Origin of the sequence: Sphingomonas alpina (assembly GCF_014490665.1) — a bacterium.
GTDB classification, from domain to species: domain Bacteria; phylum Pseudomonadota; class Alphaproteobacteria; order Sphingomonadales; family Sphingomonadaceae; genus Sphingomonas; species Sphingomonas alpina.
In genome coordinates this window covers 3654011-3670847 of the sequence record NZ_CP061038.1, presented here as the reverse complement: position 1 = coordinate 3670847, position 16837 = coordinate 3654011, and the positions used below count along the sequence as shown (strand labels likewise).

Genomic DNA, 16837 nt, shown 5'->3' with positions numbered 1-16837 from the left:
TTGAACCGGACATTTGCCGAAGGCGCGGTCATCCTTGCGCCACGAGGTCGCGACGGGGTGGTGGCCCGGTCGATGCTGGTTGAGGCCGGGCTGAGTGCGCGGGCCGTGCCGGATGTTCCGGCGCTGGTCGCCGCGCTTCGCGGCGGCGCCGGCTTCGCGATTGTCACGGAAGAAGCGTTCCGCGGTGCCGACCTGCATGGGCTCGTTGCCTTTCTCAAGGACCAGGCGGACTGGTCCGACTTTCCCTTCATTCTGCTGACCCAGCGCGGCGGCGGGCTGGAGCGCAATCCCGACGCGGTGCGTTTCCTTGAAACACTGGGCAACGTTACCTTTCTCGAGCGGCCCTTCCATCCGACCACATTGATCAGCCTGGCGCAGTCCGCGCGCCGCGCACGGCTGCGCCAATATGAAGCGCGGCGGCGGCTTGAGGAGATTCGCGAGGGGCGCGAAGGGTTGAGGCTTGCGCTCGCGGCGGGCGGTCTTGGCGCCTGGGCAATCGACGTGCCCGGCGCCACGCTCAGGACCGATGCGCGAAGCAAAGCGCATTTCGGCCGGGCTGAGGCCGACGCGATGAGCTATGACGACCTGCTTGCCGCAATCCATTCCGACGACCGTCCGCGCATGCAGGCGGCGGTGCAGGACTCGCTCGATAGCGGTGCCGACTATGATGTCGAATATCGCTGCCTGTGGCCGGACGGATCGCTGCACTGGGTGCAGATCAACGGTCAGGTCGAGCGCAACGCGGCGGGCGCGATTGCCCGCGTAGTCGGCGTCTCCCGCGACATCACCGAACGCCGCCGGCGCGAGGCACGCCAGAGCGCATTGTTGAGCCTGGGCGACGGTCTGCGCCAGATGACCGACGCGGCCGACATGTCATTTCTTGCCGCACGCGTGCTGGGTGAGACTCTGGGGGTGAGTCGTGCAGGCTATGGCGTGATCGATCCGTTGCGCGAGACGATCCTGGTCGAACGCGACTGGAACATGCCCGGCATCGCAAGCATCGCCGGGACGTTGTCGTTCCGCGATCACGGTTCATATATCGACGACCTGAAACGCGGCGCGGTGGTTGCGATCGCCGATGCGCGGACCGATCCGCGCACCGCTGCCACTGCATCGGCGCTGGAAGCGATATCCGCCCGCGCCTTCATCAACATGCCGATCGTCGATGACGGCGAGTTCGTCGCCTTGCTGTTCCTCAACCATGCCCATCCGCGCGACTGGCCGGCCGACGAACTGGCGTTCGTGCGCGACGTGGCCGATCGCACCCAGGCGGCGATCGAGCGCCGTCGTGCCGAGGCGGAGCTCGCCGAGCTGGCGCAGACGCTGGAGCGCAAGGTCGAGGAACGCACCCGCGAGCGTGATCGCACCTGGCAGAATTCGCAGGACCTGCTCGCCGTGGTGGGCGCCGATGGCCGCTTCATCGCGGTCAATCCGGCCTGGACTGCGGTGCTCGGCTGGCAGCCGCATGAGGTGATCGGGCGTGACCATGTCACCTTCAGCCATGACGAGGATCAGTCGGGCAGTGACGATGCGCTGGTCCGCGCTCAGGTCGGGACGCTCCGTCACTATGAGAATCGCGTGCGCCACAAGGATGGCGGCTATCGCTGGTTCTCATGGGTCGCCTCGCCCGAGGGCGACAAGGTCTATGCCAGCGGCCGTGACATCACCGCGGAAAAGGAAGCGCGCGATCAGCTCGACGCAGCGCAGGAACAGTTGCGCCAGGCGCAGAAGATGGAGGCGGTCGGCCAGCTGACCGGCGGCATCGCGCATGACTTCAACAATCTGCTCACTGCCATTTCGGGCAGCCTGGAGCTGATGCAGATCCGCATTGCGCAGGGCCGGTCGGGCGATGTCACGCGCTATGTCGAGGCAGCGCAGCAAGCGTCGAAACGTGCCGCCGCGCTCACTCACCGGTTGCTTGCCTTTTCGCGGCGCCAGACGCTCGACCCGCGCCCGACCGACATCAACCGGCTGATCGCGAGCCTGGACGAGCTGCTGCGCCGCTCGGTCGGGCCGACGATCGAGCTCGAGATGGTCGGCGCGGGCGGATTGTGGACCACGCTGATCGACCCCAACCAGCTCGAGAACGCTTTGCTCAACCTGTGCATCAATGCGCGCGATGCGATGCCTAAAGGGGGGCGCATCACGATCGAGACCGCGAACAAATGGCTCGACCGCAAGAGCGCCGAGGAGCGCGATCTGCCGGCCGGGCAATATGTCTCGCTGTGCGTCACCGACACCGGCGAGGGTATGGACGCGGAGACGATCGCGCGCGCGTTCGACCCGTTCTTCACCACCAAGCCGATGGGCGAGGGGACTGGGCTCGGCCTCTCGATGATCTACGGGTTCGTGCGGCAATCGGGCGGGCAGGTGCGGATCTATTCCGAACTGGGGCAAGGCACGACGATGTGCCTCTATTTCCCGCGCGTCCACGAACAGGCCGATGCCGTCGCCGTCGAGACCTCACGCGAAGTGGTGCGGCCCGTCACCAGCGGGGAGACGGTGCTGGTGGTCGATGACGAGGCGGCGGTCCGCATGCTGGTGGCCGAGGTACTTGACGAGATGGGCCTGAAGACGATCGAAGCGAGCGATGGCCCCGCCGGCCTCGCCATCCTCGATTCCTCCGCGCGGGTCGATCTGCTGATCACCGATGTCGGCCTGCCCAAGGGGATGAATGGCCGCCAGCTCGCCGATGCCGCGCGGATCAAGCGGCCCGACCTCAAGATCCTGTTCATCACCGGCTATGCCGAGAATGCGGTAGTCGGCAACGGGCATCTCGACCCCGGCATGCATATCCTGACCAAGCCGTTTGCGATGGACGCGCTGGGGGGCGAATCCGCGAGCTGATCGGATAGCGGCGGGACAGGCAGCCCAGTCGGATCATCGGGGCGCGACCGCTGTTATTTCGCGAAAAAAAAGCCCACCCCTGTTAAGTTGGATTTTGGGCCTAAATTCATGACTGTTTATCAGGGGCTTGATGCCATTTACCGCTGTTGTCGATAACAGCGGTGGAACGGCCAATAACAGGGGTGGACGACCCCTGTTATTGCCACGGAACAGGGGTGACCCCGGTTCCGCAGCCGCTGGTGCATCAATCGCCATGAGAAAGAGCGCGACGGACATGGAGGTCTGTCGTGCGTGACGTTGTCAGGACTGGCGGGCGGGTTGAATCGCCGGCCGGGGTGGATCGTTCCCGCCTTTCCCGACCTGACCAAAGAGAAGGTGGCTGGCAGTAGTCAGGTGCTGATTGATCCTGCGACCGCAAGAATATTGACGAAGAGCGTCGTATGAGCCCGCCTGCAGGGACGTATCGTCCGCCGGCAGGCAACTCGCGCGGCTCCGGCTCGTTATCTGCTTCATCTTCCATCATTTCATCGAGGTGCGTCATGACTCATAGTCCCCCGATTCCCGCCGGAAACCAGTCGCCCTATCCGCTGCAGGAGCCGCCGCACGATCATCCTTCGCCACCGCCGGAGGCGGTCGCCTATGATGATGACGACGAGAGCCGTGAAGAGGGGCTGGTGCCCGGGATCAGCAACAAGACGCTCGGTATCGGCGCGGCGGTCGGGATCGGGTCCGCGGCGATCGTCGCAGGATTGCTCTATGCACGCAGCAGCGGTGCTGTGGCCAAGCCGGAATCGCGCGCCAGGTTCAAGGCTGTGGGCCGTAAGCCGGCGGCCGCGAACAAGTCGAGTGCGAATAAAACCAAGACCTGAGTCGCCTAAAGCCCGGTATCGCTTCCTCGGAGGCGATAATCGCGGCAGACTTGGTCCAGCCCGCCGCATATCAACGGCGCGATATCCCCGACCACGGTGTGCCGGTTGCTGCCGGACGCCGTGCTTGCCAGGTCATTGGTTGCGTATAATGCGCCATCGCCGCTGTCGGCCATTGACAATGGTGCACCCGCTTCGCTTCTGACGGCTGATTTCCAGCAATCGGAGATTGGCTCGTGAAGGGGGAATTATGAAACCGGTATGCTTTTTGATCCGCGCAGGCGTCGCCGCGATTGCGCTGGCATCCGGTGGTGCGGGGCAGGCGTCGAATGGTGAAAAGTCCGCGCCTTCTACCCCGACGACGTCAGCCGTTAAAGCTGCCCTTCCGGCGGCCTCGGAAGTGCCGCCGATCCAGTATCAGGAACGTATCCTGAAGAACGGCCTGCGGGTGCTGTCGCTGCGGGACGTGACAACGCCCAATGTCTCGGTGTCGATGTGGTACGAAGTGGGGTCGAAGCACGATCCGGATAAACGTTCGGGTTTCGCGCATCTGTTCGAGCATATCCTGAGCCGCAAGACGGTGAACATGCCCTATAACATGATCAACCGGCTGACCGAGGATGTCGGCGGAGTGCGCAATGCCTCGACCAGTTTCGACCGGACCAATTATTACGAGACGGTGCCGGCGCAATATCTCGAAACCATGCTCTGGACTCATGCCGAACGCATGGCGCGTCCGGTAATCGACAAGGAAGTGTTCGAGACCGAGCGCAATGTGGTGAAGGAGGAATTGCGCCAGCGCGTGCTCGCGCCGCCTTATGGTCGCTTGTATAACTTCGCGATGACCGAGAATGGCTTCGACGTGCTGCCGCATCGCCGCCCGGTCATTGGCAACATCGCCGATCTCGATGCGGCGACGCTGGAGGATGCCCGCGCCTTTCATGAGGCCTATTACGGGCCGGATACCGCGACGCTGATCGTGTCGGGCAATTTCGATGAAGCGCGGCTGCAGGCTTTTGTCGATCGCTATTTCGCCGCCATTCCGAAGCGCGCAAAGCCTATTTCACTGGCCATTAACGGCAGCGAGCCGCCCATGGCCCCGCGGCGGATCAACGCCACCGGACCCAATCTGCCGCTGCCGCTGGTCGGCGCGATCTACAAGGTGCCGGGCGCGAGTCATCCCGATCGCGAAGCGCTCGAGGTGATGGCCGCAATACTGGGTAGGGGCGAGACGTCGCGCTTGTACCGGACCTTGGTGCGCACCGGCAAAGCCAGCCGGATCGATGCGGATCTGGACGTCACCGAAGAGGCCGGAGTGCTCGCGCCAATTGTGGTCCTGAGTGACGGACAGGATATCGAAACGGTGGCCGGCGCGCTGGATGCCGAGCTGAAGACCATTGCCACGGTCGAGGTGTCCAATGCAGAACTGGGCGAGGCGCGAAGCCAATTGCTGTCCGATGCACTTGAGGAGCGCGAGACTTTCTCCGGGCGCGCGTTCGAACTGGGCGAGGCACTGGTGCTTACGGGCGATCCCAAAGCGGCCGACAAACGGCTGGCGGCGATTGCCAAGGTGACCAAGGCCGATGTTTTGCGCGTGGCAAAGCGCTATCTCGACCCCGCGGCGCGGGTCGAAGTTCGCTATACCAATGGCGACGGCAATCCCGCGAGTTGGGCCAATCCCGTGCCAATGCCGACCTTCGCCATCGTCCCCGCAGCGCAGGGCATCGCCAATCAGCTCGCAGCGGAAGGCGCGCGGCAGGCCCCGCCGGGGCCGGGTCCAGCCCCGGTGGTGGCCGTGCCGAAAATCGCGGAAACGCGGCTTGGCAATGGTGTCCGGGTCGTGGCGATCAAGACCGGGCCGGTACCGTTGGCGACGATGAGCGTGGTGATTGCCGGCGGAGCTTCGGCCGATCCGGAGGGCAAGGCGGGGACGGCGCGCTTCGCCGCCAATCTCGCGACCAAGGGCACTGCGACACGCACCGCCGAACAGATCGCGGCGATCATGGAGCGGCTGGGCGGATCGATTGCCGGTGGAGCCGGGCCCGACGGTACCACCTTCTCGATCACTGTCCCGACCGTCAATCTGGCCCAGGCGGCTGAAGTGCTGAGCGACGTGATCCGCAATGCAAGCTATCCCCCGGCCGAGTTCGACCTGGAGCGCAAGCGCGCGGTCGACCAGATCCAGGTGACGATGAAGGACCCCGGACCACTGGCCAACATGGCCATGCTACCCATGCTGTACGGCGCGGCCCCTTATGGCCGGCAGAGCGGCGGGACGGCCAGAAGCCTGAATACGCTCAGTCGTGCTGATCTGGTCGCGTATCGCCAGCGCTGGTGGCATCCCGCCAACAGCTCGGTCATCGTCACCGGCGGGGTCGATCCGGGGACGGGAACGGCGCTCGTCAAAAAGCTGTTCGGGGATTGGCAAGCGGTGGGTGCGACGCCGGAAATTCCCAAGGTGCGCGCAGGGCAAGGGAAAGCGATGCGCACCGTCGTCATCGACTTGCCCGGTGCCGGACAGGCGGCGGTGATCGCTGCGGTGCGCGGGGTGAGCCGATCGGATGCGGAGTATCCCAGTCTGCTGCTCGCCAATGCGGTGCTCGGCGTCGGCTCCAATGGCCGCCTGTTCACTGAAGTACGCAGCAAGCGTGCGCTGAGCTATGGTGCCTATAGCGTGCTCCCCGCGCGTGCCGACACCGCCATGCTCTCGGCGAGCGCGCAGACCAAGAATGAAACCGCGACCGACGTCGCTGAGATCTTCCTCAATGAGTTCAAGCGGCTCGGTAAGGAACCGATCGACGGCGATGCGCTCGACAAGCGCAAGGCCTATATAAAGGGGAGCTATGTTCGCCAAATGGAGACGGGCGGGGGCTTCAATGCAATCATCGCCGGGCTGATCCAGCAAGGATTGGACCCCAGCGAGGCGTTCGCTCTGGCCGGGCGGCTCGACGCGGTGAAGCCCGAGGCCGCCAATGCCGCCGCCGCGCGGCTGGTCACGCCCGAAAATGCCTGGCTGGTGATTGTCGGTGATTCCGCCAAGTTCATCGACAAGCTGCGCGTCCTGCGGCCCGATGTGGTGGTGATTCCCGCGAACAAGGTGGATCTGGAATCGCCGACACTGGGTGCGGCGGGATGATGATCTGATCGAGCCTGGTTGAAATTCGCGGGAGTACGGCGGAATCAGCGTTCCGGATCGGGCAGGAAGGCCGCGAGCAGGCCGATCGCGGGCAGGAACGCGCAGATCATATAGACCAGCTCGATCCCGCCGCGGTCGGCGACTTCGCCGAGCACGGCGGCGCCGATCCCGCCCATACCGAACGAGAAGCCGAAGAACAGGCCGGAGATCATGCCGATCTTGCCGGGTACGAACTCCTGAGCGAGGACGACGATTGCCGGAAAAGCCGATGCGAGGATCAGGCCGATCACTACCGTCAGCGGGCCGGTCCAGAACAGGCTGGCATGCGGTAGCAGCAGCGTGAAGGGCAGTGCGCCGAGGATCGAGAACCAGATCACATATTTGCGCCCGAACCGATCGCCGATCGGGCCGCCGGCGATCGTACCGACCGCCACTGCGCCGAGAAAGACGAACAGATGGAGCTGCGCGACCTCCACGCTGACGCCGAAGCGGTGAATCAGATAGAAGGTGAAATAGCTGGTGAGGCTGGCGAGATAGACATATTTCGAGAAGATCAGCGCGAGCAGGATGGCGATGCCGGTCAGCACCTTGCCGCGCGGCAGCGTGACCACGGGCTGGCCGCCGGCCCGGCCGCGAGTCAGGCGGGCAAGGCCGTGATGCCGGTACCATTGCCCGACATTCCACAGGATCGCGCAGGACAGCAATGCGAGCATTGCGAAAAAGGCCAGGCTGGACTGACCCCAGCGGACCACCACGATCGCAGCGGCAAGCGGGCCCAGCGCTGACCCGGCATTGCCGCCGACCTGAAACATCGACTGGGCGAGGCCATGCCGCCGACCCGCCGCCATGCGCGCGACGCGCGAGGATTCGGGATGGAACACCGACGATCCCATACCGAGCATCGCCGCGCCGACCAGCAACAGCCAATAGCTGTGCGCCGCCGACAGGACGAGCAGTCCCGCCAGCGAGAAGAGCGTCCCGCCCGGCAGCGCCAGCGGCGTCGGCTTCCTGTCGGCATACAGGCCGATCAGCGGCTGCAGGATCGATGCGGTGAGCTGATAGACCAGAGTCACCAGCCCGATCTGGCTGAACGACAGGCCCAGTTCGGTCTTCAGGTTGGGATAGATGGCCGGCAGCAGCGACTGCATCATGTCGTTGAGGAGATGACAGAAGCTGATCGCCAGGATCACGCCGAACACAGTCGTTTCGGTCGCGGGAAGCGTTGGCGCTGCGGCTTTTGTGGCGTTCATCCGGGCATCTCTTCGTGAAGCTGGCTTTGGCAAAGCCGGAGCGGTCCCGTACCCCCTCCCGGTCTTGCCCGCATTCCTGTATGGGTCTTTCACTTTTGCAAGTGGGACAGAGTCATGCCGTGGAGCAATCCGGCACTGGTCGAGGATATCGCGCGGCCGATTGTCGCGGTGGGCAATGAATATCCGCCGGCGTTCGAGCTCGACTGGCATCAGCATCGCCGCGGCCAGCTGCTCTATGCCGCGCGCGGCGTGGTGGTCGTCAGCACGCGGCACGGCGCCTGGGTGGCGCCGCCCGAACGTGCGATCTGGACGCCGGGCGGCTGCAGCCATGCGGTCCGGATGGTCGGTGCGGTCAGCACCCGCAGTGTCCTGATCGAACCCGATGCCCATGGCTCGCTGGGCGATCGCAACAAGGTGATCCAGGTCTCGCCCTTGCTTCGCAGCCTGTTGCAGGCCTCGTGCGAGATCGTGCCGGAATATGATGTCGACGGGCGCGACGGCATGGTCATGGCACTGCTGCTTGAGGAACTGGCGCGCGCGCCGACCGTGCCGCTCGCAGTGCCCTTCCCCAAGACGGTGGAGATGGCGCGCAAATGCCAGGCGTTTCTGGAACGGCCCACGCCGCATGACACGATCGATCTGTGGAGCGCCGATCTCGGCATGGGGCGGCGTGCCTTTACCCGCGCGTTCCGCCGGGAAACGGGGCTCAGCTTCGGCGCCTGGCGGCAACAGGCTTGCCTGCTCATCGCATTGCCGCGGTTGGCGGCGGGAGAGGCGGTGACGACCATTGCGCTCGACCTGGGGTATGAAAGCCCTGCCGCCTTCACCACGATGTTCAAGCGGCTCGCGGGGGTGGCGCCAAGCCATTATCGCCCCGGCGGAGCAACCGGCGCAGCCTGAGGATCCCGATTCGCGAACGCCGGATGGCCGGGTCGAGCAGCGCAAACCTTCGAATATCGCGCAAACGGTCAACGCTTGCCTGCCACGGCTGAGCATCGTCCCGAGCCCAAAACGTGACGAGCCGAGCCGCGCAAGTCTGGCCTTGCCCTGCTCCAGCCGCCTATCAAAAGGGGGCCGGCGTGTATCAGCCGGACCAAGATCGGGAGTATCTTTTCAATGAAAGCCATAGCCATTCTGGTGGCGGCAGCGGCGATGCTGCCGGCCGCGACCTTCGCCCAGACGGCGCCGTCTTCATCGCCATCGACTCAGAGCACCAGCCCGACGGAAACGCCGGCGCCAGCGCCCGACACGACCAATTCCTCGGCGCCGGTAGACACCGCGACGCCGGCCGCGTCCGATCCATCGAGCACGCAGCCTAGCGCAACGGACACCACGGCGGATGCATCCGCTCCGCAAGCGACCGAAGAAGCAACGTCAAAGAAGAAGCATAAAAAGCCGCATTGAGCGGTACCGGGAGGGGTATGGGCATCGGGCGTTCAGCGCCCGGTGCCCTTGCTCATTCATGCTGCCCGAGCAGTGACCAGCCAGCAGGCGAGGCTGAACCGCGCGACGCCGTTCGATATGAACGGATCGAATGCGGCGGTCAGAGCCGCGGACACTGACGCCCGCGTACGATCGTCGAGATCGGGAAGCAGCACGCCGACCCGGCCCATGTTCATGATATAGGTCCGCAAGTCCCCCGCGGGGAGCGCGCAGGCGATATCGACCGGCTTGATGCCGGTCTCGCGCCATCCGTTCGCCAGGATGCGGCGGACCTTATCCGGATCGGCAAAGGCGAACTGGCCCGGCGCGTCCGGATCGGATGGTGTCAATTGCGGTAGTAGCGGGGCCGCCGCGCGCTCTCCCGCTGTCATGAAGGGATTCTCCGCCGGATCGCGCCAGGTGATCATGGTCAGGCCGGCGCCGTCGCGCACAGCGCCGCGAAGGTTGGCGAAGGCCCATTCCGGCTGGTCGAAGAACATCACGCCGAAGCGGGAGACGATCCAGTCGAAACTGCCGCGTGCGAAGCTGTAATTCTGCGCGTCGCCAGCGAGGAATTGCGTCGCGACGCCCGTCTCCGCTGCGCGACGACGTGCCGCCTCGATCAGCGGTACCGAGATATCGAGGCCGGTACACTGGCCATCCGGCGCAAGCGCCTGTGCCACCGCAAGCGTGGTCGCGCCGGCACCGCAGCCGATATCCAGGACGTCGCGCGCGCCGGTTGGCCGGACGGAGTCCGCCAGTAATTCCTCCAGGGGCAGGAACAGGCGGTCGAGCATCGCCTGCTGCGCTACCCATGTCTCTCCGGCACGGGCGTTCCATAGCTCGGCCTGAGCCTGGTTGGATGGGGCCTGGTTGCGCGGAGCCTGGTCGGTCCGGGCGGATGGCGGCGTCATGGCGATTTTCCTTGTGCTTATCGAGTCCCGGCAGCACCATGCCACTTCAAGCCGACTTGAGGTCAACAGTGAAACTTCTCGATATCGCCGAGGTCGCGAAACGCTCGGGCATGCCGGCCTCCACGCTGCGCTTCTACGAGGAAAAGGGGCTGGTCGAGTCGCTCGGGCGGCGCGGGTTGCGGCGGATCTTCGGCAGCGATGTGCTGGAGCGGCTGTCGCTCATCGCGCTGGGGCGGATGGCGGGTTTCTCGCTCGACGAGATCGGCGGCATGTTCGGCGGCGGCGGCCGGCCTCAAATCGATCGGGCGATGCTGAGCGGGAAGGCAGACGAGCTGGACCGGACGATCGGGCGGATGGCGGCGCTGCGCGACGGACTTCGCCATGCGGCCGCCTGCCCGGCGCCGAGCCATATGGAATGCCCGACCTTTCGCCGCTTGCTGACGGTTGCCAGTGCGCATCCGGAGCGGGTGGAGTCGGTCATGGTCCGGGGCCGCCGTCGTCGCGCGCATGCGAAGGGCATGGCCTAGCCGAGCGGCGGCGATTTCTGGCACGGTCACGGACCCGTGCAGGCAGCCGATACGTTCATCCGCCGCAAGACCCGTTACCATCTCATCCGGAGCCCTACATGAAACATCTCGTCGCCTTCGATCTCGATGGCACGCTCGCTGAGAGCAAGCAGCCGCTGCAGGAGGCGATGGGCGAAGCGCTGGCCGATCTGCTCGCCGTGGCGCAGGTCGCGGTGATTTCAGGCGGGGACTGGCCGCAATTCGAAAAGCAGGTTGCCAGCCGCTTGCCGGCGCGCGCCGATCGCAGCCGTTTGTGGCTGATGCCGACCACCGGAACCAAGCTGTATCGCTATGACGGCGCCTGGGCGCCGGTCTATGCCGAGTTGTTCGACGATGCGCAGAAACAGGCAATCTTCGCCGCGTTCGATGCCGCGCTGACCGCGACCGGTTTCGTGCCCGAGCAGGTCTGGGGCGAGCGGATCGAGGATCGCGGCAGCCAGATCACCTTTTCCGCACTCGGCCAGCAGGCACCGCTCGACGCCAAGGAGCATTGGGATCCGGACTTCGCCAAGCGCAAGGTGATCCAGGCGGATTTGCGCACGCGCCTGCCCGGCCTGTCGATCAATATCGGCGGGGCGACCTCGATCGACATCACGCGCGAGGGCGTGGACAAGGCCTATGGATTGAAGAAGCTGCGCGATGCGAGCGGCATCGCGCTCGACGCGATGATGTTCATCGGCGACGCGATCTTCCCCGGCGGCAATGATTATCCGGCGAAGGAGCTTGGGCTCGACACGGTGCGGGTGCGCGATCCGCTCGACACGCTGTCGGTGATCGCAACGATCGTCGCCTGCCAGAAATAGCCGGGTTCATCGCGACCACGGCCTGGATCAGCGAGGCACTGGAGTCTCCGTCCTGGAGGGCAGCGCTTGCATGGCCGGGCGAGCGGCGGGAGATATGGGACACCGGTCGTTGCATATCTCCCGCCGCGGCTTCGGCTGGAAATTGAAATAATATTCTTATATATCAGTGAGTTATATTTACACACCATAGAAGGACTCACACCGTCATCCCCGCGAAGGCGGGGATTCCGCTGCCTTGCCCTGCGCTTAGAAGAAGAAGCGGGATACTCGCTTTCCCGAGTATGACAGAGATGGCTCGATCAGATGTCATCCCGCTCCAAGAGGACATAGCTGATCTGGGCCGCCGCTTAGAGCCGGTCCCAGCTGGTCCAGATGCCGATGGCATGGACGATGGCGAAGACGAGCACGATCGCCGAGCTGATCTGCAGGAAGGTCGTGCTGTGGCCCGGCATGCGCGCGAGCATGACGGGGTAGGCGGCGGCGCGCGCGAAATAGATCGCGCAGATCAGGATCAGCGCGGGGCGGAGCAGCGGCAGGCGCGGCAACAGCCCGGCACCGGAAAAGGCATAGGCGGCCCAGCCGGCCAGGATTGCGGTGATGCCAAGCGTAACGACGACGGGCCGCCATGATCCCTGCTCGGCGAGGCGCGCCATGCCCTCGCCCGCGCCGAAGAAGCGATACCAGGACGGGCCGCCGAACACGCAACCGAGATGAAGTAGCGCGGCGATGGCGTTGAGCATCCCCGCCGCGACCAACCAGTTGATCCTGTCCATGCCTTTGCTCCCCGTTTTACGCGGGCGATGTTAGGCCTTTTCGAGCCCGAATACACGGTCGAGCGACCAGGCGCCTCCGCCGCGCGCAATCAGCGGCAACAGGATCGCCGCCCAGCCGAGATGCGTCGACCAGGCATCGGGATAGACGAAGATCTCGATCACCAGAGTCATGCCGAGCAGAGCTGCGGCGGCGGGGCGAGTGAACAGGCCGAGCACCAGCAGGATCGGGAAGAGATGTTCGGAATAGGCCGCGATATGCGCCGCGATCACGGGCGGAGCGAAGGGCAGGGCGTATTCGGTCGCGAACAACTCGTAGGTTGCCGGTGTGAGGGTCAGCAGCCCTTCGACTTTGGTCCGGCCGGACAGGAAGAAAATCGCGGCGATCGCGATGCGCGCGACGAGCAGCAGCAGGTTGCCGGGCACAAGCGTGTCGAGCCGCGCGGCAGTGCGGGCATAAAGTGTGGCGGGGGTCATCAGCGTCTCCAGTCAGGCCCCTCCCCGCCTGAGGGAAGGGGCCGATCCAGGCTTATGCCTTGGGGGTCAGCGAGCCGTTGCCTCTGGGCGTCTTGATCGAGGTGCAGGTGCCGGCGGGCACGAGTTTCCAGGCATCGCCCTGATAGGCGACGCGCGAGGTGCCGGCGCAGCTGGTGCCGGCGCCGGCCTTGCAGTCATTCTTGCCGGCGAGCGACACGCCATAGCATTTTTCCATCGGCTTCTTGGCGGCCTGGGCATTGGCGCCCGACCCGAGTGCGATGCTCAGGGCAAGGGCTGCGGCGATTGCCGCCGGGGTCTTCGACATCATGGGTTTCCTCTGAAGATCGGCCTCGACGCGCGGCGGGGAAACAACCCCGCCGCACGGTGACCCCTGGGAGGCCTTGTGGGCGCGGGTCACGGAAGCTGCTTCGCGTTGCCCCGGGCTTCGGTTACACCGGCGGCACGGTCGATATGTCGCTGCTCGGCCGCCCGAATTTTTCTGTAACCTTTGGCCACGCTGCCACGAATGACCCGTCGGGAGTGCATGTGAGGGCGAGCGAAGATCAGCTCAGGATATGGATGATCGGCGGTCTCGATGGAGATTCCGGCGCCTATACCGCCTTGCTCAATGCGCTCGTGCCGATGCTGCGATCCTTTTTCGGGCGGCGCCTTCGCGGCGCCGCCGACGATGTCGAGGATCTGGTGCAGGAAACCATGATGGCCATTCACACACGGCGCGGTACCTATGACCGCGACCGGGCCTTCAGCGCCTGGGCCTATGCCGTCGCGCGCTACAAGATGATCGACCATTTCCGCCGGACCCGCACCACCGTGCCGATCGAGGGGCTGGAGGATATCCTGGTCGCCGAAGGGTTCGAGGCGGCGACCTCTGCGCGGATGGATGTCGATACGCTGCTCGGCGAATTGTCGCCCAAACAGGCGCGGGTGATCCGCGAGACCCGGATCGAGGGGCTGAGTGTGGCCGAGGCGGCGGAGCGCGGCGCGATCAGCGAATCCGATGTGAAGGTGTCGGTGCATCGCGGTCTTGCCGCGCTCGCCAAACGCCTGAAAGGTGGCACCTGATGCGCACCGAAGATCTGATCCGCTCGCTCGGCGAGGAATTGCGCCCGGTGCCGCGCGGCGCGGTCGCGCGGCGGATCGCGATCGGCATGGCCGGCGGCGCGATCGTCACGCTGGCGCTGGTGCTGGGCTGTCTCGGCATGCGCCCCGACATGATGCACGCCATGTGTGGTTCGTCGTTCTGGATGAAATGGGGCTATACCATTTTGCTCGATCTGGTCGCGGTCGCGGCAGTGCTGCATCTGGCGCGTCCGCAAGCGGCGCGGCCGCGCTGGCTGTGGTTGATGTGGGTGCCGGTGGTGGTGCTCGCCCTGCTTACCGGTCGCGAGTTGCTGATCATGCCGATGGATGGATGGCACCATCTCTGGACCGGGCATAGCTGGCGAATCTGCTCGATGCTGGTGGCGATGCTTTCGCTGCCGATCCTTGCCGGTTTGCTCTGGTCGTTCCGCAAACTTGCCCCGACGCGGCTCAGGTTGACCGGTGCGGTCGCCGGGCTGGCGGCAGGGGCGTGCGGGGCGACGCTGTACGGGCTGCATTGCCAGGAATCCTCGGCGCTGTTCATCCTGACCTGGTATTCGCTGGGCATTGCCATGGTCGTCGCATTGGGTGCGCTGATCGGGCCGAGACTGTTGCGCTGGTGACCCCTTAAGTCCTCTCCCCCGGTCCATGGAGAGGAATTTGGCGAGCGCTGTAACGAACTTCCGACCCCTCTCCGAAACCCCTTTGCCATTCCGGCTCAAGTCCATTCGGAGACCTCCCCCATGACCACCCGTATCCTCGGCGCGAGCTTCGCCGCCACTGCCGCCATCATTGCCGTTGCCGGCGTCGCGACCAGCACGCCCGCGCTGGCGAAGGGCGAAAAGACCGTCCATTGCTACGGCGTCAACACCTGCAAGGGCACGTCGGACTGCAAGACCGCGTCGAACGACTGCAAGGGTCAGAATGAGTGCAAGGGGCATGGCTTCAAGGCGCTGACCGCCAAGGCGTGCGCCGCGGCCGGCGGCAGCCTGACCGAAGCCAAGTGAGTTTCCGGGCCCGGCTGGATGACTGGCCGGGCCCTTCATACTGGACCGCGCCATGACGATGACCCGCAACCCGGCCTTTCACGGCTTTGGCCTTGGCCTCAGGTCACAACATTATCCCGATTTCCTCGACCATGATGTCGAGGTGGATTTCGTCGAGGTCATCTCGGAGAATTTCATGATCGCCGGCGGGCGTCCGTTGCAGATCCTGGAACGGATCCGCGAACGCCATCCGGTCGCGCTGCACGGGGTGTCGATGTCGATCGGTTCGGCCGACGGGCTCGACCGCGATCATCTGATGCAACTCAAATCGCTGGTCGACCGGATCGACCCGCTGTTCGTGTCGGACCATCTGTGCTGGACCGCGATCGAGGGCTTCAATTCGCACGACCTGTTGCCGATCCCCTATACGCGCGAGGCGATGGACGTGGTGTGTGCCAATATCGCGCAGGCGCAGGATGTGCTTGGCCGCGCGATGCTGATCGAGAATCCGTCGAGCTATGTGCGGTTTGCCGACAGCGACGCGACCGAATGGGATTTCATGGCGGAGATGTGTGCGCGCACCGGGTGCGACCTGCTGCTCGACGTCAACAATATCTTCGTCAGCGCGACCAATCACGGCTTCGACGCGATCGCCTATCTCGATGGCGTGCCGGCGGAGAGGGTGCGTCAGATCCATCTTGCCGGGCATAGCGAAGGCAAGGATTTACTGATCGATACGCATGATCGGCCGGTGCCGGACAGCGTCTGGGCGCTGTACGATGCGGCGCTGGCGCGGGTCGGGCCGGTCGCAACGATGATCGAGCGCGACGATGACATTCCGCCGCTTGCCGAGCTGCTTGCCGAACTCGATCAGGCGCGGCGCGTTGCAGCGCTGCGCGAACGGGCAGCGCTACGCGAACGGATCGCGGCATGAGCCTGATTGCGCTGCAGCGCGACTTTCGTCGCCATTTGCTCGATGGGCCGGGCGCGGTGGAGGGCTGGATCGCGCCCGGGGCGCTGGCCGGGCTCCATGTCTATCACAATGCGTACCGTGTGCAGCTGACCGATTGCCTCGCCGAAACCTATCCGCAGCTCCAGGCGTGGCTGGGCGGGTCGGGCTTTGTCGATGCAGCGCGCCATCATATCGAGCATATGCCGCCAAGCGGCTGGACGCTGGGCGTCTATGGCGCCGGGTTCGACCGGACTCTGGCCGGGCTCCATCCCGACGATCCCGAAATCGCCGAGCTGGCGACGCTGGAATGGATGCTGGCCGAGGCATTCGCGGGCGCGGATGCGGTGGCGCAGCCGCCGGGAGCGATTGCCGGAGTCGACTGGGACAAGGCACGGTTGCGCTTCGTGCCGACGCTGCGCATCGAATCCGCGCGGACCAATGCCGGCGCGATCTGGTCGGCGCTGTCGGCCGGTGCCGCCCCGCCCGCTGCAGCGATTTTGCCCGAGCCAGCCGCGATGCTGGTGTGGCGGCAGGACTTCACGCCTTGTTTTCGTACGGTCGAGAAGGTCGAGTGCGAAGCCTTACACATGCTGGCGAGCGGGAAGGGTTTTGCCGATCTGTGTGGGTGGCTGGTCGCGGCACATGGCGAGGCCGTGGGTGTCGCGCATGCCGGCGCGATGCTCGGCCAATGGTTTGCCGATGGACTGGTAGCAGGCTGCGAGGAAGGTTCGGGCGCGTAACCGGGCG

17 protein-coding genes are annotated in these 16837 nt (G+C 65.1%); 12 read left to right on the top strand and 5 right to left on the bottom strand.

Annotation, left to right across the window (positions count from 1 at the left end):
• The 3 genes from H3Z74_RS17185 to H3Z74_RS17175 all read left to right on the top strand — a co-directional run bounded on the left by H3Z74_RS17185 (position 1) and on the right by H3Z74_RS17175 (position 6849).
• On the top strand, positions 1 to 2847 hold the full coding sequence (locus H3Z74_RS17185) for a PAS domain-containing protein (RefSeq protein ID WP_187760795.1): 2847 nt from the start codon (positions 1 to 3) through the stop codon (positions 2845 to 2847).
• A 539-nt stretch (positions 2848 to 3386) separates the two neighbouring features.
• Positions 3387 to 3716 (top strand): hypothetical protein, encoded by a 330-nt coding sequence (locus H3Z74_RS17180; protein ID WP_187760794.1) that lies wholly within the window; start codon positions 3387 to 3389, stop codon positions 3714 to 3716.
• A gap of 247 nt (positions 3717 to 3963) precedes the next feature.
• Positions 3964 to 6849: a M16 family metallopeptidase gene (locus H3Z74_RS17175; RefSeq protein ID WP_187760793.1), complete on the top strand. Its 2886-nt coding sequence runs from the start codon at positions 3964 to 3966 to the stop codon at positions 6847 to 6849.
• Positions 6850 to 6893: 44 nt separating this feature from the next.
• Here the strand turns inward: H3Z74_RS17175 and H3Z74_RS17170 are convergent, their stop codons facing one another.
• Entirely contained in the window at positions 6894 to 8099 is a 1206-nt protein-coding gene (locus tag H3Z74_RS17170) for an MFS transporter (RefSeq protein ID WP_187760792.1), read from the bottom strand.
• 114 nt (positions 8100 to 8213) lie between these two features.
• Between H3Z74_RS17170 and H3Z74_RS17165 the strand changes: the two genes are divergently transcribed.
• Positions 8214 to 8999, top strand: a complete 786-nt coding sequence (locus H3Z74_RS17165) for an AraC family transcriptional regulator (RefSeq protein ID WP_187760791.1) — start codon at positions 8214 to 8216, stop codon at positions 8997 to 8999.
• Between the two features lie 216 nt (positions 9000 to 9215).
• Positions 9216 to 9503 carry a hypothetical protein gene (locus tag H3Z74_RS17160; RefSeq protein ID WP_187760790.1) on the top strand — a complete coding sequence of 96 codons (288 nt, stop codon included), beginning with the start codon at positions 9216 to 9218 and terminating at the stop codon, positions 9501 to 9503.
• A 56-nt stretch (positions 9504 to 9559) separates the two neighbouring features.
• Here the strand turns inward: H3Z74_RS17160 and H3Z74_RS17155 are convergent, their stop codons facing one another.
• Complete coding sequence (locus H3Z74_RS17155; RefSeq protein ID WP_187760789.1) at positions 9560 to 10435, bottom strand: class I SAM-dependent methyltransferase; 876 nt, start codon at positions 10433 to 10435, stop codon at positions 9560 to 9562.
• Between the two features lie 68 nt (positions 10436 to 10503).
• On the opposite strand from H3Z74_RS17155, the gene H3Z74_RS17150 reads away from it, so the two are divergent.
• Positions 10504 to 10962 (top strand): helix-turn-helix domain-containing protein, encoded by a 459-nt coding sequence (locus H3Z74_RS17150; protein WP_187760788.1) that lies wholly within the window; start codon positions 10504 to 10506, stop codon positions 10960 to 10962.
• A 98-nt stretch (positions 10963 to 11060) separates the two neighbouring features.
• Positions 11061 to 11804, top strand: a complete 744-nt coding sequence (locus tag H3Z74_RS17145; RefSeq protein ID WP_187760787.1) for an HAD-IIB family hydrolase — start codon at positions 11061 to 11063, stop codon at positions 11802 to 11804.
• Positions 11805 to 12151: 347 nt separating this feature from the next.
• On the opposite strand, the gene H3Z74_RS17140 is transcribed toward H3Z74_RS17145, so the two are convergent.
• From H3Z74_RS17140 to H3Z74_RS17130, 3 genes are read right to left on the bottom strand one after another with little or no spacing between them, the layout of a single operon-like run.
• Entirely contained in the window at positions 12152 to 12577 is a 426-nt protein-coding gene (locus H3Z74_RS17140; RefSeq protein ID WP_187760786.1) for a hypothetical protein, read from the bottom strand.
• 30 nt (positions 12578 to 12607) lie between these two features.
• A complete protein-coding gene (locus tag H3Z74_RS17135) occupies positions 12608 to 13051 on the bottom strand; it encodes a DoxX family protein (RefSeq protein WP_187760785.1) in 444 nt (147 codons plus the stop codon).
• A 52-nt stretch (positions 13052 to 13103) separates the two neighbouring features.
• Positions 13104 to 13376: a BufA1 family periplasmic bufferin-type metallophore gene (locus H3Z74_RS17130; protein ID WP_187760784.1), complete on the bottom strand. Its 273-nt coding sequence runs from the start codon at positions 13374 to 13376 to the stop codon at positions 13104 to 13106.
• A 254-nt stretch (positions 13377 to 13630) separates the two neighbouring features.
• On the opposite strand from H3Z74_RS17130, the gene H3Z74_RS17125 reads away from it, so the two are divergent.
• From H3Z74_RS17125 to H3Z74_RS17105, 5 genes are all read left to right on the top strand, one after another.
• Positions 13631 to 14134, top strand: a complete 504-nt coding sequence (locus tag H3Z74_RS17125; RefSeq protein WP_412034842.1) for a sigma-70 family RNA polymerase sigma factor — start codon at positions 13631 to 13633, stop codon at positions 14132 to 14134.
• A complete protein-coding gene (locus tag H3Z74_RS17120) occupies positions 14134 to 14775 on the top strand; it encodes an NrsF family protein (protein WP_187760782.1) in 642 nt (213 codons plus the stop codon). The genes H3Z74_RS17125 and H3Z74_RS17120 overlap by 1 nt, the downstream gene beginning before the upstream one ends.
• A gap of 120 nt (positions 14776 to 14895) precedes the next feature.
• Positions 14896 to 15159 carry a BufA2 family periplasmic bufferin-type metallophore gene (gene bufA2, locus H3Z74_RS17115; protein WP_187760781.1) on the top strand — a complete coding sequence of 88 codons (264 nt, stop codon included), beginning with the start codon at positions 14896 to 14898 and terminating at the stop codon, positions 15157 to 15159.
• A gap of 58 nt (positions 15160 to 15217) precedes the next feature.
• Positions 15218 to 16072 carry an MNIO family bufferin maturase gene (bufB, locus tag H3Z74_RS17110; protein ID WP_187764380.1) on the top strand — a complete coding sequence of 285 codons (855 nt, stop codon included), beginning with the start codon at positions 15218 to 15220 and terminating at the stop codon, positions 16070 to 16072.
• Complete coding sequence (locus H3Z74_RS17105; protein ID WP_187760780.1) at positions 16069 to 16830, top strand: HvfC/BufC N-terminal domain-containing protein; 762 nt, start codon at positions 16069 to 16071, stop codon at positions 16828 to 16830. The genes bufB and H3Z74_RS17105 overlap by 4 nt, the downstream gene beginning before the upstream one ends.
• The last annotated feature ends 7 nt before the right edge of the window (positions 16831 to 16837 follow it).